Consider the following 25,591-nt stretch of genomic DNA (forward strand, 5'->3'; position numbering starts at 1 on the left):
GGAGATTTTTTTATGCTTTTCATTTACAGAAAGTTAGAAAAAACGTAATAAAATAGTAGTAAATATCTTTGTTTGTAAGAAAAACAATTCTATATTTGCAACCGCTTAGTCAAATAAGCAAGATGGCTTGGGGAGATACTCAAGCGGCCAACGAGGGCGGACTGTAAATCCGCTGATTACATCTTCGCAGGTTCGAATCCTGCTCTCCCCACAAAAAAGTAAGCACTTCAAAATTGAAGTGCTTTTTTTATTTATTTTTACAACGATTAATAGATTTACAAACTAAAAGTAATCTGATGAATATTCGACTTATATCTATTGGTAAAACTGATAATAAAGACTTGCAATCATTGATTAATGACTACACAAAACGATTGTCTTTTTATGTGAAATTTGATTTAGAAATTATTCCAGATATCAAAAACGTAAAGAATTTATCAGAAACCCAACAAAAAGAAAAAGAAGGCGAACTCATTTTGTCAAAAATCAGTGTAACAGACCAACTTATCTTGTTGGACGAGAATGGAAAAACATTCAGCAGTGTAGGCTTTTCAGACTATTTGCAAAAGAAAATGAACACTGGAATCAAAACATTAGTTTTTGTTATTGGCGGTCCATATGGCTTTAGCGAAACCGTTTATCAAAAAGCACAAGGAAAAGTATCTTTATCAGAAATGACATTCTCTCACCAAATGGTACGCTTGTTTGTAATTGAGCAAATTTATAGAGGATTTACTATTTTACGAAACGAACCGTATCATCATCAGTAGTAATTATTTTCCGTGTATAATTTTAATTATCTCATTATTTCTCGAATCAAAAATGAATAGGAATGTTCCTCCTAATATCCCTTCCGGTAATGTTCCTGAAATAACCCAATAATTTTCAATTAAATAACACTCGTAAGGTCTCTGTAATGAGATATTTTCCTCTCCATAAATTTCAAAAAGTATTGGCTCAGCAATTTTTATAGCAGTTATACTATCTTTTATTAATATAGTATCTTCATGTAACTTTACTTCATTATTTTGATTTAATGCTGCTTTTAATTCTTTTTCAGCAAATTCTTTTCCATGAAAACTTCTTCTTTCTGCTGTCTGTGCGCAACCAAAAAAAATGATAAAAAAGAAAAATATTATATAAAAACTATTTCTCATAAAACTTAATTTATTTTACTTTAATAAACATAAAACTCCATAATTTTCATTTCAATTTCTAATGATTGAATAAAAACCATATTTTTAATAAAACTTCCATAATCAGCTGTTTTATCAAAACAAAAATTATAATGCAATGGCTTATCTGTTGGTAAATGTTCTAAATAGTTTACCAAATCTTCTTTTTTAACTTCTGTCGAATTTACAAAAACCCTATTGCTTTTAGCAAAATAAATATTTACTCCTAATTTTGGTTGTTCTAACTTAAATTTCACTCTTGTAAAAGGAATAAAAGCTAATTGTTTATGAATGCTGTCTGAATATGAAAAATAATTTTCAGAAGCTTCATTTTTATGTGCGCTTCCCTCCTTTTTGGCTTGCAATTTCATTATTTCTGGAATCACCAATCGCAATGGTAATCGCTTATCGATATTAAAAATCCAATTGGTAGAACTAATCGAATTTTTTCTATTCACTTCCATTAAAGTGTCCTTGGCTTCACTTTTAAAAAACATATAAATTGGCGAATGATCTTCAATTTTATCTACAATTGTTTTTTCAACTTGTGGTAGCAAAACTTCCTTTTCTGCACAAGAAAACAAACTTATTAAAACAACTATAACAACTATTTTTTTCATATTACATTTAATTTACTGACTAATTTTATACACTCAACCGCTTCTTTTACATCATGAACACGCAAAATTTTAGCTCCTTTTTGCAACGCAATAGTATTTAAAACTGTTGTTCCATTTAATGCTTCTTGTGGCGTAGTTTCTAATACTTTATATATCATTGATTTTCTTGAAACACCAGCTAATAATGTCAATTCTAACATTGAGAAGACTTCCATTTTGTTTAATACTTCATAATTTTGTTCTACTGTTTTAGCAAAACCAAATCCAGGATCAATAATAATATCTGAAATTCCAAAACTTCTTGCTTTTTGAATTCTTTCTGAAAAATAGAACGTAATTTCCTTAACAATATCATCATATTTTGTCATACTTTGCATGGTTTGAGGATTTCCACGCATATGCATCATAATGTACGGAACCTTCAATTCTGCAACTGTAGGTAGCATTTTTTCATCCAACAACCCAGCCGAAATATCATTTACAATTGCAACTCCATGTTCTACAGCCACTTTTGCCACAGCTGCTCTAAAAGTATCTACAGATAAAACAATATTGGGAAACGTATTTATGAGTTCTTTCACAACCACTTTCAATCGTTCAATTTCTTCTAGTTCCGAGACAAATTCTGCGCTAGGTTTACTTGAATAAGCACCAATATCAATAAAATCAGCTCCTTCTGAAAGCATTTTATCTACTTGATGAATAATTGAGTTAATTTCTCTATGCTTACCTCCATCATAAAACGAGTTGGGTGTCACATTTAAAATACCCATTACTTTTGGCACAGATAAATCGATAAGTGTTCCGCTACAATTGATTGTCATTTTAAAGTAAGTTATGCTTTACAGCTTACGAAATCGATTTCTCATAAAAACATGAAAATCTTTAATCAATATGCTGTTTTCTTTGTTCTTATTTTTTTACTTTTGGAAAAAATTCATACAAATATACAGCAAATAATGTCGAATACTTCTCAACAATACGATAAAGTTATAGCGGTTTGCCGCGAATTATTCAGTAAAAAAATGAAAGATTACGGAAGTGCGTGGCGCATTTTACGCCTGCCTTCTTTAACCGATCAAATATTCATTAAAGCCCAAAGAATAAGAAGTCTTCAACAAAACGATATTCGAAAAGTTGCCGAAGACGAAACTTCAGAATTTATTGGAATTATCAATTACTGTATTATGGCACTTATTCAGATTGATAAAGGAATTGTAGAACAACCCGATATGGATTTTGCAGAAGCTATTGCACTTTATGACGAAAAAGTGGCATTAACTAAAGCTTTAATGGAAGACAAAAACCACGATTATGGGGAAGCTTGGCGCGAAATGCGTGTGAGTAGTTTAACCGATTTAATTTTACAAAAGTTGCTTCGTGTAAAACAAATTGAAGACAATCAAGGAAAAACACTTGTTTCTGAAGGGATTGATGCCAACTATCAAGATATGATTAACTATTCTGTTTTTGCTTTAATTTTAATGGAAAATAAATAACAAGTCGTTAACAACGTGTTTTTAATAGAAGTTGTAATTTTATAAAAATTAAAATTCTCACATGAAGAAAGAAACTATTTCTTGGATAATTCGCAGTGTTGTAGCAGCGCTTTTTATTGTTTCTGCTATAGCAAAATTATACCCTTCACCCTATTTTGCAATTTCTACTTTTGAAGTCAAACAGCTCTATTCATTAGGCTTTTCAGCAGATTTTGCTCCTTATTTTTCAAGAACATTGATTGGTGTTGAATTTGCTTTAGGTATTTTACTTTTAATCAATCATCATTTAAAAAAAATTACGATTCCAGCTACTATCACATTGTTAGTTGTTTTTATTATTCACTTGAGTTATGAAACATTTATTAGTGGTAATTCTGGCAATTGTGGCTGTTTTGGCGAATTAATTCCGATGACTCCTGTAGAAGCCATTATTAAAAACATCATCGCTGTAGGGTTGTTATTTTGGTTATTAAAATTGCTTCCATCTGATGGCAAATCAAATTTTTGGATACTTTCAACAGTAATTCTTTCAGGAATTTTAAGCATATTTATGTTGGCACCAATGAAATCGATATCAAGCGCGTTATCAAATACTAGTTCAACATTAAATGACAGCATAACCACATTAAAACCAGCAACAGATTTCATTTATACAACAGAAACCATTGCTACTGGAGGTGATTCTATTAAATTAAAAGACGGAAAAGAAATTATAGCAGAAAAGAAAATTGACGAACCCGTTGCCAAAAAATCTGGTTTTGCAAACTTTTTTCCCAACATTGATAAAGACAAAAAAATTCTATGCTTTTTTGCTCCAGGATGTGATCACTGCCAAGAAACTGCAAAACAATTGACCGAAATGAAACGCAAAGACAAGTCATTTCCAGATATATCAATTATTTTCATGGATGAAGAAGTGGAAAAAATTCCAGATTTTTTTACGATTGCTGGTGCCAAATATCCTTATCAAGTAGTTGATGTAATTAGTTTTTGGAATGTATTAGGCAATAGCCGAGACACGCCAGGTGTAAAATATTTATGGAATGGAAATGAAATAAAATTTTATGACGGAATTAATGCTAATAAATTCAACGCTTCAGAATTAAAGAAAACCATAAAAAAGAATTATTCGGAATTAAAAAAATAAATTATGATGAAAAAAATATTCGTTTTAGCAACATTGCTAATTAGCACATTAGGTTGCGCACAAAAAGAAGAAACAAGCTTCAAAAAGGAAGCCTTAAATAATGTAATGGTAACTGTAGAAAACAAGTCAATTACTTTTGCCGAAATTCTAAAAAAATATGAAGGAAAAACCGTTGTAATAGACATTTGGGCTTCATGGTGTTCAGATTGCATTAAAAGTATGCCAAAAGTAAAAGACCTTCAAAAAAAATACCCTGATGCTACTTACCTATTTATTTCAATGGATAAAACCTATGACGCATGGATAAAAGGTATTGAAAAACATGAAATAAATGGCGAGCATTATTTAACTTCAGACGGCATGAAAGGTATTTTTGGTAAATCTGTAAACTTAGATTGGATTCCTCGTTATATGGTTGTTGACAAAAGTGGAAAAATTGTACTTTACAAAGTAATCGAAGCAGATGACGAAAAATTAATTCAAACATTAGATTCATTAAAATAAAATCATGAGAAAAAACATTGTAGCAGGTAACTGGAAAATGCACAAAAATCAGCAAGAAACGATTGCATTACTAGAAGAAATTATTGCTAAAAAACCGAACACAACAACAGAGATTATTGTAGCACCAACGTTTGTAAACTTAGCCAAAGCAGTTGAAAAAACAAATGGTCACAACATAACAGTAGCTGCTCAAAATATGCACCAAGCTGAAGGTGGTGCTTTTACAGGTGAAATTTCAGCACATATGTTAACTGATATTGGAGTAAATACTGTAATATTAGGACATAGTGAAAGACGTGCCTATTTTCATGAAACAGATGCTTTATTAGCTAATAAAGTAGATACCGCTTTAAAACATGAAATGCGTATCATTTTTTGTTTTGGAGAAGAATTAAAAGACCGTCAAGACAATAACCATTTTAACGTAGTTGAATATCAATTACGTGATGGATTATTTCATTTAGATAAAAAAGATTGGGCTAATATTGTTTTAGCATATGAGCCGGTTTGGGCAATTGGAACCGGTGAAACAGCTTCTCCAGATCAAGCACAAGAAATGCACAAATTTATTAGAACTTTAGTTGAAAAAGTATATGGTTTTGATATTGCCGATGATTTAACTATTTTATATGGTGGTAGTGTTAAACCTGATAATGCCAAAGAAATCTTTTCAAAACCTGATGTAGATGGTGGTTTAATAGGTGGTGCGGCCTTAAAAGCAGATGATTTTTTAGCAATTGTAAATGGATTTTAATTTGCTATTTGCTTATAAAAAAAACTCCGATACTACTCGGAGTTTTTTTATTATTTTTGATTCAAATACATAGCTATGAATTTAGATGTGCAAACTTACAATAGTTCTCAATCAACTGAAGACCAGTTAATTTGTGATTTATTAACAAATGAAATAAACTTGCATTTACCTGAAGCCGAAAATAAAATTTGGCATGCACATCCTGTTTGGTTTTTAGACGGCAATCCAATTGTTGGATACAGTAAACAAAAGAAAGGCATTCGGTTAATGTTTTGGAGTGGAAAATCATTTGAAGAAGATAAACTCAATATTCTAGGAGCAAAATTTCAAGATGCTTCCATTTATTATAATTCTGTAAACGAAATAAATCGCAAAGATTTAGAAAGTTGGCTCAAAAAATCAAAAGAGATTCAATGGGATTATAAAAACATTGTAAAACGAAAAGGAGTTTTAGAACGTATTAAATAAAAAACTCTCTATTTCTAGAGAGTTTATGTTATTGTTCTTTTGTTTGTCTTTCATATAAAACTGTTTCAACTGTTTCAAAATCTGTTGGTTTATCTGGACTCACAAAGTATTTCACTAAAATCTGACCCCACAAATCTCCATTTGAAAATTCAGCTATCAACCATCTATGATTTAAAATTTTAGAATTGTTTACTAGAAAAACTTTACCATCTATTGGTTCATAAGGAATTAGTTTATTACCCTTTTTATTTTCGTTTAAAACTAACAAATCTTCTTTCACTTTTTCAGCTACTTTTTGATAATCCAATTCATGAGAATAAAAATATTCTTGCGCATCTTCATCACTTTCTAAAGAAAAATAATTAGCACTTGTCAAACTCATGACTGAATCGCGTGAAATTTTTAAATTAGCTTTTACATTTTCAACCTCTTTTTCTTTTGCATCTAATATTTTAGTTGAATTAACATATTGAAAAACATTGAATAACAACGAAAAAACTAAACCATATAAAAAAACATTCTTCATAATATATTAAATTAAAATTTCTAAATTATCGTAAGCAATATAAACTCCTTTTGGAAGCTTTTGTTGAATTTCTTCATGAAAACCAAATAGATGACTGATATGTGTCAAATAGGCTTTATCAGGCTGCACCAAAGATATAAAATGTAAAACTTCTTCTAAATTAAAATGTGTCGCATGCGGTTCTTCTCGCAAACAATTTATTACCAACACTTTACAGTTCTTAATTTTCTCAATTTCAGTTGCATCAATTGTTTTTACATCTGTTAAATAAACAAAGTCTTGTATTTTATAACCAAATATTTGCAAATTCCCATGTAAAGCATTGATAGGCTCAACTGTAATATCATTAACCAAAAAAGAAACATTTTCTACAACTTCATTTGGAGTAACAGATGGCGCTCCAGGATATTTGTTTTCAGTTTCAAAAATATAATCAAATCTTTTTTCCAAATTAACCAAAACTCGTCTGTGAGCAAAAATTTTGATATCACCTTGTTTAAAATAGAATGGACGAATATCATCTAATCCAGCAGTATGATCTGAATGCTCATGAGTAAACAATAATCCGTCAATATGCTGGCATTTTGAAGTAAGCATTTGCTGTCTAAAATCAGGTCCACAATCAATAACTATTGAAGTTTCGTCAACTTCTATCCACACGGAAACTCGTAATCGTTTATCACGTGAATCAGAACTTAAACAAACTGAATGTTGGCTTCCAATTACTGGAATTCCTTGTGAAGTACCTGTTCCTAAAAAATATACTTTCAATTCTTTTTTTACAAAAATAAGAATATTTACCTTATTTTTTCATAAAATGACTAACTTTGCAAATATTATGTTTTAACGCTAAATGTTAAGAAAAAGCCCAAATTAAACACATATGGTTACTGATATTAAAGTTCGTGGTGACAAAGAAATTGAACAGATTCCTTCCACAAAAGATAAAGCCCTAAGAATAAATCTTAATGAAAATATCTATGGTACTTTTGCGGAAATTGGAGCTGGACAAGAAACAGTGCGTAATTTTTTTAGAGCTGGAGCTTCTTCTGGAACTATTGCAAAAGCAATGTCTGCTTATGATAAAGACTTTAGTGATGCAATTTATGGTGAAGAAGTTGATGGAAGATACGTTACTGAAAGTCGTTTAAGAAAAATGTTAACCCACGAAATTAATTTGGTGGAACAACGTTTAAGCCGTGACAAACATCCTAATAAATTGTTTTTTAGTTACGCAAACACCGTTGCAACTATTGATTTTGCAAAACAATTTAAAGGTCATGGTTGGGTAGGAATTGTATATCAAGTTGAACCAGACGAAGATTACAACGAAATTATTTTACATATACGTTTTAAAGAAAATGATGCCAAATTGCAGCAAGAAACTCTTGGTATTCTTGGAGTAAATTTGATTTATGGCGCATTTTACAAATACAACGATCCAAAAAAATTATTACGTTATTTATACGATCATTTAGATAAAGACCAATTAGAAATTGATACAATTAACTTTTCAGGACCACGTTTTGCAAATGTTGATAATCGATTAATGAGTTTACAATTGGTTAAAAACGGCATGACAGATGCGGTAATGTTTGGACCTGATGGGAAAAATATACTTCCTGCTGCGGTTTTATACAAGAAAAATATCCTTGCATTAAGAGGAAGTTTTAGACCTGTAACTAAAGTAAACATGGACATGTATGAAGAATCATACAATATGTTTATTCAAGAAAATAAAGTAGATAAAGAAAATACATTTGTAGTTTTTGAGATTACACTTTCGAACCTAAAAGCAGAAGGTGAAATTGATGAACGTGACTTCCTTGATAGAGCAGAATTGCTTTGTAAACTAGGACAAACCGTAATGATTTCGAACTTCCAAGAATATTTCAAAGTAGTTGAATATTTTTCAAACTATTCAAAAGCTAGAATGGGATTAGCAATGGGAGTTAGTAACTTGGTCGAAATTTTTGACGAAAAATATTACCGCCATTTATCTGGAGGAATTTTAGAAGCTTTCGGAAAATTATTCTACAGAGATTTAAAAGTATATTTATATCCAATGAAAGATGAAGATGGAAACATCATCACGTCTGAAAACTTAAAAGTACACCCAAGAATGAAAGAATTATATAAATTCTTTAAATTCAATGGAAAAGTAATCGATATTAAAGATTATGATGAAAGTAATTTAGATATTTTCTCTAGAAAAATATTAAAAATGATTTGCAAAGGAGAAACAGGTTGGGAAAACTTACTACCTGATGGAACTGCTGATATTATTAAAAAAGAAAAATTATTCTCTTTTGCTTGTGAATTAGATTTAAAAGAACCAGAAGAAATAAAATAACAAAAAAGGCTACAAATTGTAGCCTTTTTTTATTTCAAAATTTGAGCAGCGTGAGCTTTAGTTTTTACATCTGTAATGATATCTTCAATAATTCCGTTTTCATCAATTACAAAAGTAGTTCTGTGGATACCATCGTACTCTCTACCCATAAATTTCTTCGGTCCCCAAACACCAAACGCTTGAATCACCGATTTATCTTCATCTGCTAATAATGGGAAAGGTAAATCATATTTCTCTACAAATTTTGTCTGCGCTTTGGCACTGTCAGCACTTACACCTAACAACGCATAATTATTAGTTTGAAAACGATCAAAATTATCTCTCAAATCACACGCTTCTGTTGTACAACCAGGAGTACTTGCCTTAGGATAAAAGAAAACTACTAATTTCTTTTCTTTATAATCGGCTAATTTATGAGCTATTCCATTTTGGTCTAAACCTGAAAAACTAGGTGCTTTATCCCCTATTTTTAATGTTGTCATTTTATTTTTAGTTTAAAAGTTTAAAGTTTAAATTTGTTTAAAGTTATGCAATAAAATTATAAAAATGACCAAAAGCGAGAAAGTAACATTTGTTATAAATACGTTAAATGAATTGTATCCTGAAATTCCGATACCATTAGACCATAAAGATTCATATACTTTATTGGTTGCGGTGTTGCTTTCGGCACAATGTACGGATGTTCGTGTGAATCAAATTACACCAATTTTGTTCGCAAAAGCTGATAATCCGTATGATATGGTAAAAATGAGTGTGGAAGAAATTAAGGAAATTATTCGTCCGTGTGGTTTATCGCCAATGAAATCAAAAGGAATTCATGGCTTATCAGAAATTTTAATTGACAAATACAATGGTGAAGTACCTCAAAGTTTTGAAGCTCTAGAATCGTTACCAGCAGTGGGACACAAAACAGCGAGTGTGGTTATGAGTCAAGCGTTTGGAGTTCCTGCTTTTCCTGTGGACACACATATTCATCGATTAATGTATCGTTGGGGATTAACCAATGGTAAAAATGTTCAACAAACCGAAAAAGACGCAAAACGTATTTTCCCAGAGGAATGTTGGAACGATTTGCACTTGCAAATTATTTGGTACGGTCGCGAATATTCTCCAGCTAGAGGTTGGAATTTAGAAAAAGATATTATTACGAGAACGATTGGTAGAAAAAGTGTAATTAATGAAATTAAAAAATAAATGGCGTCTAGAAAAATAAATCATCTAATTTTTGCGAGTATTTACCCTCATTACATAAATAAAGCAGAGAAAAAAAATCGAACAAAAGTAGAAGTCGATGAAATTATTTGTTGGTTAACAGGTTATACGCTTGAAAACCTTCAAAAACAAATTGATACTAAAGTTGACTTTGAAACCTTTTTTGAACAAGCGCCTCAATTAAACGAGAACGCCTCTAAAATTACAGGTGTGATTTGTGGCTATCGTATTGAAGAAATAGAAGATCCGTTGATGAAAAAAGTGCGCTATTTGGATAAATTAATAGACGAATTAGCCAAAGGGAAAGCGATGGAAAAAATCTTAAGACAATAAAATAAAAAATGCCTCAAATTTTCTTTGAGGCATTTTCTTTAATTAGCTATAATTTCAATCGAAACATTACCCACTTTATAGGCACTCAATGCTTTAGAATAATTGAGTAAAAACGAAATTGTTTCTTTTTTAGGTAACATGTTTTGAGGAGCTAATTTTTTCTTAGAGTAAAGTTTTGCCATTAAATATGATTTTTGTTATAATCTGATAACGGCAAAATTTTACTTTTAGTATTAATTCGTCAAAATAATTTGATTTTTTTCAATAATTTTTCTCAAATTCAACAAAGCATAACGCATTCTACCTAATGCAGTATTGATGCTAACGCCTGTTAAATCAGCTATTTCTTTAAAACTCAAGTCTTGATACATTCTCATTATCAAAACTTCTTTTTGGTCATCAGGCAACTCATTTAACAAACGTGTTAAGTCATACTCAACTTGTTCAGTAATCATTTTGCTTTCAACAGTTGGTGCATTATCAGACATATAATTAAAAATAGAATATTCTTCTGTCTCTCGTTGGAAAGGCATTTTTTTAGATTTTCTAAAATGATCAACCACCAAATTGTGTGCGATACGCATTACCCAAGGCAAAAATTTACCTTCTTCGTTATACGATTTTGTTTTAAGTGTTTTAATAACTTTAATAAAGGTATCCTGAAAAATATCATCCGATAAATCTCTATCGTTTACTTTTGAATAAATAAATCCGTAGATTTTAGATTGATGTCTTTCAATTAATGAAGCTAAAGCTGACTCATCGCCGCTTATATAATTCTTCACCAATACCGCATCCGGAAGTACAAGATTAGCCATAACAATACCTTTTAGTTAATTTAAAGATTAGGGTTCTAAAAAGTATTTTTATTGAATAGGCAATTCTGTTTATAAGATTAATAAGCCAAATTTAACATAAAATTTAATTATAAAACAAACATTCAATGAAATTTTAACATTTAAAATGAAAAAATTAAACAAAAAATGCGTTTAGTTTGTGTCTAAACGCATATTCTTGAAGTAAAAATTGAATTATTGATATACTTTAATGTAGTCTATTATAAATTCTTGAGGAAGAATTGCATCATTAATTTCTGGTCCTCCAAAATTGCCTCCAATGGCTAAATTAATGATAAAATAAAACGGTTGATTGTAAGGCCACGTATTTTCATTTTGAATTTTAGGTTGAAATGTATATACCAAAACCTCATCGACAAAAAAAGCTATTTTATTTGTATCCCATTCAATGGTATAGACATGAAAACCTTCTTCTATATTTTCAATTTTTGTTTTCTTAGTATTGATTGTATTTCCATGACTATCTTGTGTATGCAATGATGTAAAAACCATATCGGGTTCTTTCCCAACATATTCTAGTATATCTATTTCACCGCATTTAGGCCAACCAACATCGGAAATATTGTCGCCTAACATCCAAAAAGCAGGCCAAAGACCAGTTCCTACAGGTAACTTAGCCCGAGTTTCTATTCTTCCATATTGAAACTCTTTTTTATCTTTAGTCGTAATTCGGGTAGACGAATATATATTTTCTTCCTTTTTAGCTTGAATGGTTAAAAATCCATCTTTTACTGAATGATTCGTTTTAGTATAAACTTGGGCTTCATTATTTCCCCATCCACAAAGATTTGGACATCCATTCCCTAACTCATAATTCCAAACTGTTTCATCTAATTTTGTTCCATCAAAATTTTCTTCCCAAATTAGTTTTTTTTCTAAGTTTTGACTAAAACAGAAAGTGCTAAACAAAAATAAAACAAAAACATCTTTCATAATCAACTATTTATTATATTGAAAATCTGCTTCCAAAGTATTATCAGAACTTCCACCAATAAAGACCTTAAAATCACCGGCTTCAGCTTCCCATTTGTGATTTGCTGTATAAAATTCAATCATTTTTTCATCTATTACAAAAGTTATAATCTTACTTTCATATGGTTGTAATTCTACCATTTCAAAACCTTTTAATTCTTTTACAGGACGTGTAAAACTGCCTATTAAATCTCTAATATATAATTGTACAACTTCTCTACCTGCAATAGCACTATTATTTTTTAAAACTACACTTACTTGTATAGTACCATTTATTGAGAAACTATTTGATGATAATTTTAAATTAGAATACTCAAATTTTGAATAACTTAACCCGTGACCAAAAGCATACAAAGGTGTGTTTTTTTCATCAATATAATGTGACCAAAAAACACTTTCGGGTTCATTCATTGTTGGTCTTCCTGTATTCTTATAATTATAGTAAATAGGTACTTGACCAATATCCCTTGGAAACGTCATGGGTAATTTACCACTCGGATTATAATCGCCATACAAAACTTGAGCAATTGCATTACCGCTTTGTGTTCCTAGTTGCCAAGCTTCAACAATTGCAGGTATATGATCTGCTGCCCATGGAAAAGCTAATGGTCTTCCATTATTTAAAACCAAAACAATTTTAGGATTTACCTTGTAAACTTCCTCTAACAATTCTTGCTGCACGCCAGGCAATCCAATATCTGAACGGCTTCTACCCTCTCCTGATTGTAAACCATGTTCACCTAAAACTATTACTACAACATCTGCTTTTTTTGCTATTTCGATAGCTTCTGCAAAACCAGATTTATCTTCAGTATTAATCTTAGTTTCCCACATAAATTGAGTTCTTCCTAATGCAACATCAGCACCTTTAGCAAATAACAATTGGTTATTTGGATATTTTTGCATGCCTTCTAAAACTGATATAGCTGTATTGTCATCTGCACCAATTCTCCAACTTCCTAACGGACTTGTTTTATCATTTGCTAAAGCTCCTATAAGTGCAATCTTTTGACCTGATTTATTTAGTGGTAAAAGATTCGATTCGTTTTTTAACAAAACAATTGATTTTCTTGCTATATCTAATACACCTTCATGAAATTCTTTTTTTCCTAAAGTAGCTTTTTCATATGCTTCATCACAATATTTATATGGATTATCAAATAATCCTAACTCAAATTTAACTTTAATAATCCTACGAACTGCATCATCAATTATAGATTCTTTTACCTTTCCTTCTTTTACTAAAGTTTTTAAATGTTCCACATATGCATACGATTCCATATCCATATCAGAACCTGCGTTAATTGCAATTTCTGCAGCTTGTTTACTATCCTTAGCATAGCCATGTGGGATCATTTCATTAATTGACCCCCAATCTGATACAATTAAACCTTCAAAGTTCCAATCACCTTTTAGAATATCACGTTGTAAATATTTATTACCAGTTGCAGGAATACCATTTAACTCATTAAAAGAATTCATAAATGTTTTAACTCCAACATCTACAGTAGCTTTAAAAGGTGGCAAAACCACATTATGAAGAATTTCATCACTGATAATGACCGAATTATAATCTCTTCCAGCCTCTGCAAAACCATACCCTGCAAAATGCTTTGCACAAGCTAAAATATTTTTTTTAGTTGATAGATCACCTTGAAAACCATTAACTCTTGCTATTGCAATTTTACTACCTAAGAAAGGATCTTCTCCTGCTCCCTCCATTGATCTTCCCCAGCGAGCATCACGAGAAATATCTACCATGGGTGCAAATGTCCAATTGATTCCTACCGCTCCTGCTTCTTCGGCTGCAATCTCAGCTGACTTTTTAATAGCTTTTAGATCCCAACTAGCAGCTTCTGCTAATGGAATTGGGCTAATTGTTTTATAGCCATGTACTACATCAAATCCAAAAAGCAAAGGAATACCAAGACGGGTTTGCTCTACAGCTATTTTTTGCAAAGCATATACATCCTTAACACCTTTTACATTAAGCATCGAACCAACTAATCCTTTTTTTAAATCTTCATATTTTTTAGCGGCTTGTCCTTCTTTTGGAATAGGGCCTGTAACATCCCAAAAACCATTATATTGATTTAGTTGACCAATTTTTTCATCCAAGGTCATTAAACTTATAACAGAATCAACCTTTTTATCAATCAATTGCAATTGACTAATGTTAATCATTTTTTTTGGCGAATTACAAGCTAATGCAAGTACTACAAGAAGTGTTAAACTATATTTTATCTTTTTATATTTCATTTTTAAAATTTCAGAGTTATAAAATTCAAATAACAAGAAGGTAGTTTATTACCTCCTTGTTAATGAACAAACTAAATGAATGAAAAAAAATTATTGATAAACTCTTACATAATCAACTTCCATTGAAGATTGAGTAAATGCTGGGTCTATAGTTCCTCCAAAAGTACCTCCCATTGCAACATTAAAAATCAAGAAAAAATCGCTATTGAATGGTAATGAATTGTTATTTGCTATTGAATGAAATAGTACATCATCTATATAAAATTTAATTGAAGTGGCTGTCCATACTGCTTTATACACATGAAACTGTGTAGATGCACCTGAAATTGTTGTACTATTTGTTGGTCCATTTCCACCAGAGTGACCAGGATAATGAACAGTACCATGAATTACATTCGGCTCATTTCCTTTGTGTTCCATTATATCTATCTCGCCACAAGCTGGCCATGTATTAGTTGCATAATTTTGCCCCAACATCCAAAGAGCAGGCCAAGTACCTCCACCAGAAGGAAGTTTAGCTCTGATTTCTATTTTTCCGTAAGTAAATTCAAATTTATTTTCAGATTTTAAACGAGCAGAAGTATAATTAGAGCCGCTGAAGCTTTCTGCTTTAGCAGTAATTTTCAAACTACCTCCTTGCACAATTGAATTGCTAGCGCTATTAGTATAATATTGAGATTCTCCATTACCCCAGCCTCCTGCGCCAATATCATATCCCCATTTTGAACTATCAGGTGCACCATCAGTATTAAATTCATCAGACCATACCAAATTTGTAAAATCTGTTACTGGATCTTGTACAGGTTGTATAGTAGTAAATGTATGATACCAAGCTAATGCCGAATTTCCTCCCATTACTGCTCTAACAACCATTCTATTTTCTGTAATTGAAATAATTTCGTAAGAACTTTGTCCTATATAATATCCCATAAATCCATTATCTGAAAAATTCATCATTGTCCCTCTTGTTTGGTTTGGTACACCATTGGCAACAACAACAGATTCAGATGGACTTAAAGAAACTATTTTAACTCCAGATGTATCATAATTATAACAATAATCATATCCTGCGCTTCCTCCAGCAACACTTTGAAATGCAGTATTGAAAAATGTTTGACCTCCATTATCTAATTCATATTTTAAAACATTTCCATCTAATGAAAATTTTAAAACATTATTATACAAACAGCTACTTTCTGAACTTGCTGCTTTTTCCCAAGCTGCTGCCTGATAATAAGCTCCATAATAATTTTGAGTAGCATCAGAATTATTTGGTCCTACTCCAAGATGACCTGGCTCAGAAGCTGACCAATACCAATTTTTCTGTGAACCACCAGTTAAAAACTGAACAGCTTCATCATCGGTAAAATCACTTCTTACTTCAATACTAATAGTAGTATTAGTTGTCACACCACCTCTACCTGATGCAATAACCGTAACTGTATACTCATTTACCCCAGTTTGCGTAAATCTCTTTTCAAAAATACCACTTGGTGCATTTTGAGATGTACCATCACTAAAAACATATCTGTATGAAATAGCGTTATCTGCTGTAGCAGTAAATGTCACTATTCCAGATCCGTCTCCATAGGGATTTGCTGTGTCAACGCCTTGAATTGCAACATCAACATTCAAATTAGTTGGTGCACTTAAATCACCAAATGCTTTATCATCTTCTTGACAACTAAAAGCTAAGAAGATTGATAAAAATGCGATTGAACTTTTTATAAATTTATTCATTTTCAGTATTTTTTTAGTTAGATAATTGAACATCATCAAAATAATAAGTAGCGCCAGTTCCTGCATTTCCAAAATCAAAAAACACAACTAATCTTTGATAATTATTTGCATTAACAATTCCAGTGAAATCATACGTTAATTCTTCCCATCCATTTGCGACTGTTGTAGTAACATCTAATTCGGTGTTTATTGAAGAATTTGCGAAATTTTCTAATTTCATTTTAACAACAATTCCTGCCTGTGGCGACCAAACTTTCATTTTTATTTTTTGCATTGTAGCAAAGTTGATTGGACTTGCTAATTCAATATATGAACCAGCCCAAACTTGAGCCCCATTTGTTTTAACTAATTGGCCAACTTTTGAACTTGTGTTAATACCTGAAGCATCGGGATTATTCACAACAGATGCTACAGCTCCGCCAAAATCAGTAAATGTATAAGTAAGAGTTGATGATTGAAATGTTAATGGTAAAACAACAGTTTCTGCACCAGTTGTTAGTTCAATATCATCAAAATAATAATTTAATCCAGTTCCATTATTACCAAAATTGAAAAATAATACAATTCTTTGGTAATTATTTGCATTATTTACACCTGTAAAATCAAATACTAATTCTTCCCAACCATTGGCTATTGAATTTGTAACGTCAACTTCAGTATTAATATTTGGGTCTGCTAAATTTTCCAATTTCATTTTAACAACAATTCCTGACTGTGGAGACCATGCTTTAATTTTTATTTTTTGCATAGTTGAAAAATCAATTGGTGCGCCTAATTCAAAAAATGAACCTGCCCAAACCTCAGCACCATTATTTTTAGTCAATCTAGCAACATTAGCACTCCCATTTCCTGCGCTTATGTCTGGATTTGAAGCAACAACTGTATTCGCACCTCCAAAATTTGTGAAAGCATAATTCAATGTACTTGATTCAAAAGTTACTGGCAACAATACTGGATTTGATATAGTTATATTTTCCTGATATTGTGTGGTAGCGACTCCACCACTTAATGCAACAACAGTTACGGTATAAGTTCCTACATTTGTATAGGTATGAGAAATAGTTTCTCCTTGCATAAAATCAACAGGAACTTGATTAGGATCTTCACCAAAATAAGCTTGAAAATATGTTTCTAAATCAGCAGTTGCTTGAACAGAAATAGACATATTATCACCTGGTACATGAGCTATTGTAACATTTAAATTTGTTGGTGGTAAAAACGAAACCGTTAATTCTTGTGTCACTTCGGTTTTTTCTCCGTTAATAGCCATTCCTACAATTTTAACTTGATACACACCTTCTGCATAAGTATGAATTACTGAACCTCCAGGATTAATGATTGCTGGATCAACAGTTCCATCTCCAAAATAAACTTCATATTGTGTAACTCCTTCTCCTCTTGGCAAAATAGTTACTTTACCAGAGTTATCTTGCTTGATTGTCATTAATGCCGATATATTTGTTGGGGCATTTACTCCATCAAGATTTACATTCTCATCTTCGTTTGAACACCCTACAAAGAATGTTAGTACGAAAAGACTAATTATTAATTTAAAATTCTTCATATAGCTTTTTTTTAATAGTTAGGATTTTGTTGCCAATTTCCATTTGAAAATTGGATTTCTTCAATTGGAATAGGAAATATTTCATTTTTATTTGGAGTAAATCCAGTAATTGTGGTTGCCGCTCTATTAGTACGAACTAAATCAAAGAATCGATGACCTTCTCCAACTAATTCTAATCTTCTTTCAGCTAAAATGAAATCAGTTAAAGCCGCTCCCGAGGCAGAAATATCATGATTTGTATCTCCGAATGCTCTACGTCTAACTTGATTTAAATAAGTTCTAGCTTTTACATCATCAATACCTCCTCTATTATATGCTTCAGCTGCCATCAATAATACATCTGCATAACGAATTGCTCTATAATTATTTGGATTGGTTAAGTTTTGGTCACCAATATTTGCGTCTCCTTGTCTTGGCAAATATTTTCTATTAAAAAACCCTGTGTGTTTATATCCTGTTCCATAAGAGGCTCCTGTTGATGAAGCCCATGTTACAATATTCAAAATAGCTACATCACGTCTGTTATCTCCCACTTCAAAGGCATCATAAGCATCTTGTGTTGGTACATTGAAGCTATAACCAGAATCGAATAATGGCCCTGAATAGTTTCTAATTCCATTAAAACCTACAGCAACGTTCCCTTCACTACATTGTAAACAGCCAAAACCAGCACCTTCAGTATCTGTATACTGTACTTCAAAAACTGATTCTGAACCATTTTCTCCAGAATTTTCAAAAATTGAGTTGTAATTTGTTACTAATGAATAATTTGCATCAGTTATTAAATCCTCTAAAACATTTGAAGCATCAACAAATTTATCTTGATATAAATATGCTTTTCCTAATAGTGCTTGAGCAGCACCTTTGGTAGCTCTTCCTGTTTCAGGAGCAACTTCATTTAAATTCGCTATAGCATAAATTAAATCAGCCTCTATTGATGCATAAACATCTTCAACAGAAGAACGTGGGATAATTTTCTCGTCTCCTAATTTGAAACGAGCATCACCTTTCATAGGAATTGGACCAAACCATTTAACTAATTCAAAATGATAATATGCTCTTAAAAATCTAGCTTCCGCAATAATTTGTTCTTTTCCTTCAAAATCAGTTTTATCTTTAAACTCTAAAATATAATTTGCTCTGTTTACACCTGCAAACATCCAATTCCAAATATCTTTCAAATTACTGTTAACCGATGTATGTGTCATATCATCAATTTGTTGAAATCCAATTACATCATTAGCACTTTCTCCTCCAGATAGAGTATTATCTGATGCTATCTCACCCAATAAAACATTGACATAACTTGACTGAAGCATATCATAAGCTGCAATTAGCGCTTTGTAATAATCATCTTCTGAATTGAAATAATTTTCAGAATCAATTGAATAGACTGGTTCTCTATCAACAAAACTATCTGTACAAGCTACAAAAAGTGTTGTGAAAAGTAGCAATCCTAAACTTGTTTTTACTATATATTTTTTCATAATTTCTTTATTTAGAAGTTAGCATTAATACCTAAAATAAATGTTCTAGGTGTTGGATAAAATCCATAATCAATTCCTCCTCCAATAGGAGAACCATTAGTTGCCGCTGGATCAAAACCTCTATATTTTGTAAATGTATATACATTATTAACGCTAGTATATAAACGTAATTTAGTTAATCCAACTTTATTGATTAAGTTATCTGAAAAACTGTAACCTAATTGAATATTTTGAATTCTTAAAAACGATGCGTCTTCAACAAAATAATCTGATAAAACATTATTGTTAGTAGCTGCTGTGGTAACTCTTGGAACCGAATTACTTGTTCCTTCTCCAGTCCATCTATCTAAAACATAGTTTAACCTATTTACATCAGAAAGCGTTCTTTCATAATTACGAATCATATCATTTCCTAATGATGCATAAGAATATGATGTTAAATCTAGATTTTTATAATTGAATGTAAAGTTAAAACCCATTGTAACATTAGCAATTGGATCGCCAATATTAGTTCTATCATTTTGATTGATTACACCATCATTATTTAAATCTTTATAACGAATATCTCCAGGTGAAGTTGCCGCTCCTAAAGCTGCTTGTGATGGATGTGCATCTATTTCAGCTTGATTTTGAAAAATACCATCCGTTTGATATCCATAAAAATACCCCATTGGTTGACCTGCTTCCATTCTTACAGGATATAATTGGCCAACACCAAATGAACCTCCTTCTAAATAACCTGTACTATTATTTACTTCTAATACTTCATTATCAATAGTTGTTACGTTATAACCAACTTTAAATTTCATACTTTCAGAAATCTTGTCTTCGTAATTAATTGCAAATTCTAATCCTCTGTTTCTAACGGCTCCAGCATTAATTGTTGGAGAACCTGAACCTGGAGCATAAACACCAGTAATGCCTGAAACAGGAATATTTCCAATTAATAAATTATCTCTGGTTTCAGAAAAATAATCTGATGTGATTGACACTTTTTCATCAAACATTTTCAAATCAACACCAATATCAAATTTTTTAGCTTCCTCCCATTGTAATTTTGGATTAGGTAAAACTCCAACCGCTGTACCATTAACAACACTTCCATTGATAACATATGTAGCTTCACCACTTAGAGAACCTACATATCCATTATTTCTAATTTGATCATTACCTAAAACTCCATAACTAGCTCTTAATTTCAAAAAGTTCAATGCTTTTGTTTGTTTAAAGAAATTTTCATCTGAAACTACCCAACCAGCAGTAAATGATGGAAAAATTGCGACTCTATTTTCTGGACCAAATTTGGTTGATAAATCTCTTCTCAGCGCTCCTGTTAATAAGTATTTTCCATTAAAAGCATATTCAAAAAAACCAAAAAAGGATAATCTTCTTTCATCATAAGCATACGAATAAGTATCTCTTACTCCATCACCACCAGTACCAGTTGCTAAACTTAAATCTGCGTATTCCCATGAATTATTTGGAACATCATAACCTGTTCCAAATAAACCTGAACCATATTCTTTATAAACTGTAGTTCCTACTGTAGCTTTAATTTTGTGATTTTCACCAAATGTGTTATTATATTCTGCAAAAAAATCAAAAGTGTAACTATTATCATTAATCTTATTTTGAGAAACGCTACTTCTAGTTACGTCAAATACTTTTCCTCCATAAGAAACTTCTTTTGCGAAAGATTTACCATCACTATTACTAGTATTAAAACCCATCCTACCTGTCAATTTTAAATGATTAATTAAATCATAATCAAATCGTACACTTCCATTTAATTTTTTTAATTTATAATCATTAAATGTATTATCTAATTGTGCTAATGGATTAATAATTTCTATGCCGTAACCTGGTGTACTTGGAACTAAAGTATAATTACCATTTGTATCATATACAGAAAGTGTTGATGGTGTATTAATTGCATTGAATAATACAGAACCCAACCCACTATCATTAAATGAATCTCTGTCTAAGTATGTATAAATTAAATTAGTTTGAAATTTAATTTTTTCAGACAAATCTGCATTTAAAGACAAACGAGCTGTATTTCGTTTAAAATCTGATTTACCTTTACCAATAATACCTTGTTGATATAAATCTGAAGCACTAAAAGAATAAGCCATTTTATCAGAACCACCTGAAAAACTAAATTCATTACTTATCATTGGTGCTTTATTAAAAATTTGATTTTGCCAATCGGTACCAGTTCCTAAACCACTAACATTTGGGTAAGGCAAAGATTGTCCTCCATTTGCATAACTTTCATTAAGTAATAGTGCATATTCTGTTGCATTCAATAGGTTTAATTTTTTTGATGTTTCTTGAAAACCCGTATAACCAGAATACGAAACCTTAGTTTTAGTATTTCTTTTTCCTGATTTTGTAGTTACTACAACAACACCATTTGCTCCTAAAGTTCCATAAATTGCAGCTTGAGCGTCTTTTAAAACAGTTATTGATTCAATATCATCTGGATTTAAAATACTTAAATCTCCTTGATAACCGTCAATAATAACATAAGGACCTGTTGAACCATTTGTTGCAACTCCTCTAATCTTAATGTCCAATCCTGCTCCTGGAGCTCCTGATTGTTGTGTCACAACTACTCCTGACACAGTACCTTGAAGAGCTTGTTCTACTTTAATTGGCTTTAAATCATCAATTGTCTTACCTGTAATAACAGTTACTGCACCCGTAACATCTCTCTTTTTTTGGCTTGAATAACCCAAAACAACAATTTCATTTAATGCTTGAGCAGTTTCAACTAATTTAACCGTAATTGATTCTGATTTTGACACCTTATACTCAAAATCTTTATACCCTAAGTAAGTAAACACTATGGTTGAACCAACTGGTACACCAGTAATTTTAAAATTCCCATCGATATCCGTAGAAATACCCGTTTGAGAATTTTTAATAAAAATGTTTGTTCCTACGAGTACTTCACCCGTACTGGAATCTAATACAGTTCCTGTTACATCAACAGTTTGCGATAAACCAATTGACGTAAACAGCAAGAATGCAAATAATAAAAATTTAGATCTCATAATTTGTTAGGTTTTTGATACGTATAAAATTATATACAACATTTAATAATTTTTCAAAATCAACCTCTACAAAAAACATACATCATAAAAAAAACACTAATAATTTTATAATTCAATAAAACTAATTAGTGTTTATGAGGTGATTTTAAAGATGTCAAAAAAATATTTTTTTATACAAAATTAATTTCGAAAACGTTGTTGTTGAGGTTTTGTATAGGTAATTTTATGTTTTTATTGTGATTAAAATGCTAAAATATACTCAACTAAACCCTGTTCATGTGATAAATCCATTTTTTTACGCAAACGATACCTTTTTATTTCAACACTTCTCACAGAAATATTTAGCAAAGGGGCAATTTCTTTAGAAGATAAATTTAATCGCAAATAAGCACACAATCTTAAATCATTAGGTGTTAATGATGAGTGGGCTTGCTTAACTTTCTTTAAAAAATCGTTATCTGCATTATCAAATGCCTCTTTAAATACATTCCAAGTATCTTCTTCTGAAATATTTTTATTAATAGTAGTTATTACAGATTTGATACTTTTATTGGTATCTTCTGATGTTTTCTTCAAGTCTTCTTTAATTAGTGATAGCAACTCATTCTTTTTAATCAAACTCATAGTTGAAACAGCTAATTCTTTATTTTTATTATCAACATCATTAGATAATTGCTCATTTTTAAGTTTCATCAATTGTTGTTCACTCTCTAAAGCAGCAATTTCTAATAATAAGTTATTCTCTTCTATTAACTTTTGTTCTTTATTTTTATAATATCTTTTATAGGTTTTGTGTATATATATCGCTAATAAAACTCCTAAAACACAATATAAAATCAGAGCCAAGTTTGTAGCATACCATGGTTTTAAAATTTCAAAACTATAAATTGCAATGTTTTCAGGTTTAGAATTTGCGATTTTTGCTCTCACCTTAAAAACATATTTTCCAGGTGGTAAATTTTTAAAATTCGCAGACGTTTTTGCCGACCACTCAGTCCATTCCTCTTGTAATCCTTCTAATATGTATTGGTATTCAGCATTTATATATTTATTGTATTCTGGAACAGTATAATTAATTATAATATTATTTTCATCATATTTAAATTCTCCAGATTCTTTAACCGAACAATTAATTAACTTTTCATCTAATTTATTTATAGTAATGTTAGCAATTGAAACACTATAATTTTTAAAACTTAAATCGTTGATATTAATTGTATAATATCCATCTGTAGTTCCTATTAAATAAATCGAATTAGTTAATTGAGTAATATTTTCATATCCCAACATAGAATTAGTTAGTGAAGCTGGAATTGGTATTGTATTTTGTTTAAGCTGATTACTCAATTTACTCAAAGTAAAATAATGAATGTAATTTTTTGAAAACAACCACAACTTATTAGATTTATCTACAATCATCTTACCCGATGTAAATTCATCATTTTGAAAAACTGTGCTTAAAATAGTGTCTTTGCTAAATTTTTTAGAACTATTATCTAACTTGAAAATTCCGTCTTTATTAGCATAAAAAATAGAATTATTATACTTCTTTAGACAAGCATTCTTTCCTTTCTTTGGATTGTTATAAGCAAAAAAATCTGATGCTTTAGTAAAGTCGTTATTAAGCTTAAATCGAAAAACACCTTTATATTCATGACTTACATAAACCTCATTAGAATTTGTAATTTCAAAATACTTTGACGAATAATCAAATCCTGAAATTTTATTTCTAAAACGCCACTGATTATTAACTTTCTGTAAAACAGAAATCCCATAATAATTTCCTTGTAATAACAAATCTTTTCTTCCCAATATCTTTTCAAATTTCCACGTACCAGAAGCGGAAAAAATTGGTTGTGCATTATCTGAATCAATAATAAAAGTGCCTGAATCATGCCCACAAAACAAAGTGCCATCATTCTCAAATATTGACCAAACTTGTCCTTTTGTTCCTTTAACAAATTGAAAAGATTCTTCTGAATTAAAACTTTTAAAAAATAACCCTTGATTAGTACCTATATATAATTTGTTTTTATACAAAAGTGAAGTATATACTGTACCTAATATTCCTGTATCATCAGAATAACTTCTGACTGGTGATTGTAAATTGATACAATTAATTCCATTATCTAATCCTATCCACAAATTTTTATCAATATCTTCAAATAATGACAACGCTGTATTATTACTTAAACCTTTATTCTGTGTAATATGATACTTTAATTTACCATCTGCAGAAAGAATAAAAATACCATTAGAAACTGTTCCAATAGCAAAACCCTTATCTGATAATTGTTGACAACTATACACACTACTAGATGCAATTTGTGCGTCAACTTCAGTTATAAATGAAGAAAAAACACCATTGATGTACTTAAAAAAACCATTGGATTGTGTTTGCAATAACAAACCATCTTCATTTGAAAATAATTCTACTATTTTGTTACTTAAAACAACTGAACTATTTGAAATCAATTTACTTTTGCCGTTTTCAACCTCATACAAACCTTCGTTTGCTACTTGGAAGTATATAGAATTATTAGTCTGAAAGGCTTTTAAAATATTATTTTTCGGAGTAATTATAGTAAAATTACTTGTTTTGGAATCATATATATAAATTTGATTTAATGATTGAAAAATTACCCATTGCTCATAATTTAATATATTCCAGAATTGTTCATCATCAATAATTTTGTTTTTTATTTTATTACTTAATGAATAATATTTTAAGCGATTATTTGCTTCACGGGTCCAATATCCAAATTCCATATAACAACCCGTAAAAATTTTATCACCAACAACTTTTACTGAACGTATAATCGTTTCGTTAGGTGAAGGATATAAATTCCAATTAGAACCATTAAATTCTAATAGTCCTTCATTATTAGCAAACAATAAAAATTGATTATTATCTTGAGAAATCATCCAATTCTGATTTCCGGCACCATAAACACTTGAAGGATATTTTACAATAGGCGGCAACTCTTGAGCAATAATAAAAGAGCTAAGAAAAACAAACAATATGGAAAGTAGATTTTTAACCGAAAAATTCATAAGATTTT

At 30.6% G+C, this 25,591-nt stretch carries 24 protein-coding genes and 1 tRNA gene; 10 read left to right on the forward strand and 15 right to left on the reverse strand.

What is annotated here, in order from left to right; translation table 11 throughout:
• Window positions 1-129 precede the first annotated feature (129 nt).
• Both G4L40_RS05495 and rlmH read left to right on the forward strand, forming a co-directional pair.
• Window positions 130-211, forward strand: a tRNA-Tyr gene (locus tag G4L40_RS05495).
• An 85-nt stretch (window positions 212-296) separates the two neighbouring features.
• Window positions 297-770 carry a 23S rRNA (pseudouridine(1915)-N(3))-methyltransferase RlmH gene (gene rlmH / locus G4L40_RS05500; RefSeq protein WP_166236151.1) on the forward strand — a complete coding sequence of 158 codons (474 nt, stop codon included), beginning with the start codon at window positions 297-299 and terminating at the stop codon, window positions 768-770.
• Between the two features lie 3 nt (window positions 771-773).
• Here rlmH and G4L40_RS05505 read toward each other — a convergent pair whose 3' ends face one another.
• Genes G4L40_RS05505 through folP form a run of 3 tightly spaced genes read right to left on the reverse strand, consistent with a single transcriptional unit; the run spans window position 774 to window position 2,619 of the window.
• On the reverse strand, window positions 774-1,157 hold the full coding sequence (locus tag G4L40_RS05505; RefSeq protein ID WP_166236152.1) for an NTF2 fold immunity protein: 384 nt from the start codon (window positions 1,155-1,157) through the stop codon (window positions 774-776).
• 20 nt (window positions 1,158-1,177) lie between these two features.
• Window positions 1,178-1,795: a hypothetical protein gene (locus G4L40_RS05510; RefSeq protein ID WP_166236153.1), complete on the reverse strand. Its 618-nt coding sequence runs from the start codon at window positions 1,793-1,795 to the stop codon at window positions 1,178-1,180.
• Entirely contained in the window at window positions 1,792-2,619 is an 828-nt protein-coding gene (gene folP / locus G4L40_RS05515; RefSeq protein ID WP_166236154.1) for a dihydropteroate synthase, read from the reverse strand. Before folP ends, G4L40_RS05510 begins: the two co-directional genes overlap by 4 nt.
• A 135-nt stretch (window positions 2,620-2,754) precedes the next feature.
• Here folP and G4L40_RS05520 point away from each other — a divergent pair, with 135 nt between their 5' ends.
• From G4L40_RS05520 to G4L40_RS05540, 5 genes are all read left to right on the forward strand, one after another.
• A complete protein-coding gene (locus G4L40_RS05520; RefSeq protein WP_166236155.1) occupies window positions 2,755-3,294 on the forward strand; it encodes a DUF1599 domain-containing protein in 540 nt (179 codons plus the stop codon).
• A 61-nt stretch (window positions 3,295-3,355) separates the two neighbouring features.
• The gene (locus G4L40_RS05525; protein WP_166236156.1) at window positions 3,356-4,441 is read left to right on the forward strand and encodes a MauE/DoxX family redox-associated membrane protein; all 1,086 of its coding nucleotides are present in this window, start codon (window positions 3,356-3,358) and stop codon (window positions 4,439-4,441) included.
• 3 nt (window positions 4,442-4,444) lie between these two features.
• Entirely contained in the window at window positions 4,445-4,945 is a 501-nt protein-coding gene (locus G4L40_RS05530; RefSeq protein ID WP_317163937.1) for a TlpA family protein disulfide reductase, read from the forward strand.
• A 4-nt stretch (window positions 4,946-4,949) separates the two neighbouring features.
• Window positions 4,950-5,699 (forward strand): triose-phosphate isomerase, encoded by a 750-nt coding sequence (tpiA, locus tag G4L40_RS05535; RefSeq protein ID WP_166236157.1) that lies wholly within the window; start codon window positions 4,950-4,952, stop codon window positions 5,697-5,699.
• A gap of 75 nt (window positions 5,700-5,774) precedes the next feature.
• Window positions 5,775-6,167 carry a DUF1801 domain-containing protein gene (locus tag G4L40_RS05540; protein WP_166236158.1) on the forward strand — a complete coding sequence of 131 codons (393 nt, stop codon included), beginning with the start codon at window positions 5,775-5,777 and terminating at the stop codon, window positions 6,165-6,167.
• A gap of 28 nt (window positions 6,168-6,195) precedes the next feature.
• Here G4L40_RS05540 and G4L40_RS05545 read toward each other — a convergent pair whose 3' ends face one another.
• Both G4L40_RS05545 and G4L40_RS05550 read right to left on the reverse strand, forming a co-directional pair.
• Window positions 6,196-6,693, reverse strand: a complete 498-nt coding sequence (locus G4L40_RS05545) for a hydrolase (protein WP_166236159.1) — start codon at window positions 6,691-6,693, stop codon at window positions 6,196-6,198.
• Window positions 6,694-6,699: 6 nt separating this feature from the next.
• Window positions 6,700-7,464: an MBL fold metallo-hydrolase gene (locus G4L40_RS05550; protein WP_166236160.1), complete on the reverse strand. Its 765-nt coding sequence runs from the start codon at window positions 7,462-7,464 to the stop codon at window positions 6,700-6,702.
• Between the two features lie 112 nt (window positions 7,465-7,576).
• On the opposite strand from G4L40_RS05550, the gene G4L40_RS05555 reads away from it, so the two are divergent.
• The gene (locus tag G4L40_RS05555) at window positions 7,577-9,046 is read left to right on the forward strand and encodes a TonB-dependent receptor (protein ID WP_166236161.1); all 1,470 of its coding nucleotides are present in this window, start codon (window positions 7,577-7,579) and stop codon (window positions 9,044-9,046) included.
• A 29-nt stretch (window positions 9,047-9,075) separates the two neighbouring features.
• Here the strand turns inward: G4L40_RS05555 and bcp are convergent, their stop codons facing one another.
• The gene (gene bcp, locus G4L40_RS05560; protein WP_166236163.1) at window positions 9,076-9,528 is read right to left on the reverse strand and encodes a thioredoxin-dependent thiol peroxidase; all 453 of its coding nucleotides are present in this window, start codon (window positions 9,526-9,528) and stop codon (window positions 9,076-9,078) included.
• 64 nt (window positions 9,529-9,592) lie between these two features.
• On the opposite strand from bcp, the gene G4L40_RS05565 reads away from it, so the two are divergent.
• Together G4L40_RS05565 and G4L40_RS05570 are read left to right on the forward strand one after the other, a co-directional pair.
• A complete protein-coding gene (locus G4L40_RS05565) occupies window positions 9,593-10,240 on the forward strand; it encodes an endonuclease III domain-containing protein (RefSeq protein WP_166236164.1) in 648 nt (215 codons plus the stop codon).
• Window positions 10,241-10,591 (forward strand): DUF2200 domain-containing protein, encoded by a 351-nt coding sequence (locus G4L40_RS05570; RefSeq protein WP_166236166.1) that lies wholly within the window; start codon window positions 10,241-10,243, stop codon window positions 10,589-10,591.
• Window positions 10,592-10,629: 38 nt separating this feature from the next.
• Here G4L40_RS05570 and G4L40_RS05575 read toward each other — a convergent pair whose 3' ends face one another.
• The 9 genes from G4L40_RS05575 to G4L40_RS05615 form a co-directional block, all read right to left on the reverse strand.
• A complete protein-coding gene (locus G4L40_RS05575; protein WP_166236168.1) occupies window positions 10,630-10,773 on the reverse strand; it encodes a hypothetical protein in 144 nt (47 codons plus the stop codon).
• A gap of 51 nt (window positions 10,774-10,824) precedes the next feature.
• Window positions 10,825-11,409 carry an RNA polymerase sigma factor gene (locus G4L40_RS05580; protein WP_166236170.1) on the reverse strand — a complete coding sequence of 195 codons (585 nt, stop codon included), beginning with the start codon at window positions 11,407-11,409 and terminating at the stop codon, window positions 10,825-10,827.
• 213 nt (window positions 11,410-11,622) lie between these two features.
• On the reverse strand, window positions 11,623-12,381 hold the full coding sequence (locus G4L40_RS05585) for a glycoside hydrolase family 16 protein (protein WP_166236171.1): 759 nt from the start codon (window positions 12,379-12,381) through the stop codon (window positions 11,623-11,625).
• Between the two features lie 6 nt (window positions 12,382-12,387).
• A complete protein-coding gene (gene bglX, locus G4L40_RS05590) occupies window positions 12,388-14,679 on the reverse strand; it encodes a beta-glucosidase BglX (RefSeq protein WP_166236173.1) in 2,292 nt (763 codons plus the stop codon).
• 90 nt (window positions 14,680-14,769) lie between these two features.
• Complete coding sequence (locus G4L40_RS05595; protein ID WP_166236174.1) at window positions 14,770-16,419, reverse strand: glycoside hydrolase family 16 protein; 1,650 nt, start codon at window positions 16,417-16,419, stop codon at window positions 14,770-14,772.
• 13 nt (window positions 16,420-16,432) lie between these two features.
• The gene (locus tag G4L40_RS05600; RefSeq protein ID WP_166236175.1) at window positions 16,433-17,983 is read right to left on the reverse strand and encodes a hypothetical protein; all 1,551 of its coding nucleotides are present in this window, start codon (window positions 17,981-17,983) and stop codon (window positions 16,433-16,435) included.
• A gap of 11 nt (window positions 17,984-17,994) precedes the next feature.
• A complete protein-coding gene (locus tag G4L40_RS05605) occupies window positions 17,995-19,470 on the reverse strand; it encodes a RagB/SusD family nutrient uptake outer membrane protein (protein WP_166236177.1) in 1,476 nt (491 codons plus the stop codon).
• Between the two features lie 11 nt (window positions 19,471-19,481).
• A complete protein-coding gene (locus tag G4L40_RS05610) occupies window positions 19,482-22,529 on the reverse strand; it encodes a SusC/RagA family TonB-linked outer membrane protein (protein ID WP_166236179.1) in 3,048 nt (1,015 codons plus the stop codon).
• A 240-nt stretch (window positions 22,530-22,769) separates the two neighbouring features.
• Complete coding sequence (locus G4L40_RS05615; RefSeq protein ID WP_166236180.1) at window positions 22,770-25,583, reverse strand: helix-turn-helix and ligand-binding sensor domain-containing protein; 2,814 nt, start codon at window positions 25,581-25,583, stop codon at window positions 22,770-22,772.
• Window positions 25,584-25,591 lie beyond the last annotated feature (8 nt).

Origin of the sequence: Flavobacterium celericrescens (assembly GCF_011392075.1) — a bacterium.
Classification (GTDB): Bacteria; Bacteroidota; Bacteroidia; order Flavobacteriales; family Flavobacteriaceae; genus Flavobacterium; species Flavobacterium celericrescens.

What these genes read in the sequence shown, in the direction of transcription:
- G4L40_RS05505 (WP_166236152.1), bottom strand. Translation starts at nt 1,157, where the DNA reads ATGAGAAATAGTTTTTATATAATATTTTTCTTTTTTATCATTTTTTTT.
- G4L40_RS05530 (WP_317163937.1), top strand. Translation starts at nt 4,445, where the DNA reads ATGATGAAAAAAATATTCGTTTTAGCAACATTGCTAATTAGCACATTA.
- G4L40_RS05520 (WP_166236155.1), top strand. Translation starts at nt 2,755, where the DNA reads ATGTCGAATACTTCTCAACAATACGATAAAGTTATAGCGGTTTGCCGC.
- G4L40_RS05565 (WP_166236164.1), top strand. Translation starts at nt 9,593, where the DNA reads ATGACCAAAAGCGAGAAAGTAACATTTGTTATAAATACGTTAAATGAA.
- G4L40_RS05545 (WP_166236159.1), bottom strand. Translation starts at nt 6,693, where the DNA reads ATGAAGAATGTTTTTTTATATGGTTTAGTTTTTTCGTTGTTATTCAAT.
- tpiA (WP_166236157.1), top strand. Translation starts at nt 4,950, where the DNA reads ATGAGAAAAAACATTGTAGCAGGTAACTGGAAAATGCACAAAAATCAG.
- bcp (WP_166236163.1), bottom strand. Translation starts at nt 9,528, where the DNA reads ATGACAACATTAAAAATAGGGGATAAAGCACCTAGTTTTTCAGGTTTA.
- G4L40_RS05525 (WP_166236156.1), top strand. Translation starts at nt 3,356, where the DNA reads ATGAAGAAAGAAACTATTTCTTGGATAATTCGCAGTGTTGTAGCAGCG.
- G4L40_RS05610 (WP_166236179.1), bottom strand. Translation starts at nt 22,529, where the DNA reads ATGAGATCTAAATTTTTATTATTTGCATTCTTGCTGTTTACGTCAATT.
- G4L40_RS05600 (WP_166236175.1), bottom strand. Translation starts at nt 17,983, where the DNA reads ATGAAGAATTTTAAATTAATAATTAGTCTTTTCGTACTAACATTCTTT.
- bglX (WP_166236173.1), bottom strand. Translation starts at nt 14,679, where the DNA reads ATGAAATATAAAAAGATAAAATATAGTTTAACACTTCTTGTAGTACTT.
- G4L40_RS05595 (WP_166236174.1), bottom strand. Translation starts at nt 16,419, where the DNA reads ATGAATAAATTTATAAAAAGTTCAATCGCATTTTTATCAATCTTCTTA.
- G4L40_RS05585 (WP_166236171.1), bottom strand. Translation starts at nt 12,381, where the DNA reads ATGAAAGATGTTTTTGTTTTATTTTTGTTTAGCACTTTCTGTTTTAGT.
- G4L40_RS05580 (WP_166236170.1), bottom strand. Translation starts at nt 11,409, where the DNA reads ATGGCTAATCTTGTACTTCCGGATGCGGTATTGGTGAAGAATTATATA.
- G4L40_RS05555 (WP_166236161.1), top strand. Translation starts at nt 7,577, where the DNA reads ATGGTTACTGATATTAAAGTTCGTGGTGACAAAGAAATTGAACAGATT.
- G4L40_RS05605 (WP_166236177.1), bottom strand. Translation starts at nt 19,470, where the DNA reads ATGAAAAAATATATAGTAAAAACAAGTTTAGGATTGCTACTTTTCACA.
- G4L40_RS05510 (WP_166236153.1), bottom strand. Translation starts at nt 1,795, where the DNA reads ATGAAAAAAATAGTTGTTATAGTTGTTTTAATAAGTTTGTTTTCTTGT.
- G4L40_RS05540 (WP_166236158.1), top strand. Translation starts at nt 5,775, where the DNA reads ATGAATTTAGATGTGCAAACTTACAATAGTTCTCAATCAACTGAAGAC.
- rlmH (WP_166236151.1), top strand. Translation starts at nt 297, where the DNA reads ATGAATATTCGACTTATATCTATTGGTAAAACTGATAATAAAGACTTG.
- G4L40_RS05570 (WP_166236166.1), top strand. Translation starts at nt 10,241, where the DNA reads ATGGCGTCTAGAAAAATAAATCATCTAATTTTTGCGAGTATTTACCCT.
- folP (WP_166236154.1), bottom strand. Translation starts at nt 2,619, where the DNA reads ATGACAATCAATTGTAGCGGAACACTTATCGATTTATCTGTGCCAAAA.
- G4L40_RS05615 (WP_166236180.1), bottom strand. Translation starts at nt 25,583, where the DNA reads ATGAATTTTTCGGTTAAAAATCTACTTTCCATATTGTTTGTTTTTCTT.
- G4L40_RS05575 (WP_166236168.1), bottom strand. Translation starts at nt 10,773, where the DNA reads ATGGCAAAACTTTACTCTAAGAAAAAATTAGCTCCTCAAAACATGTTA.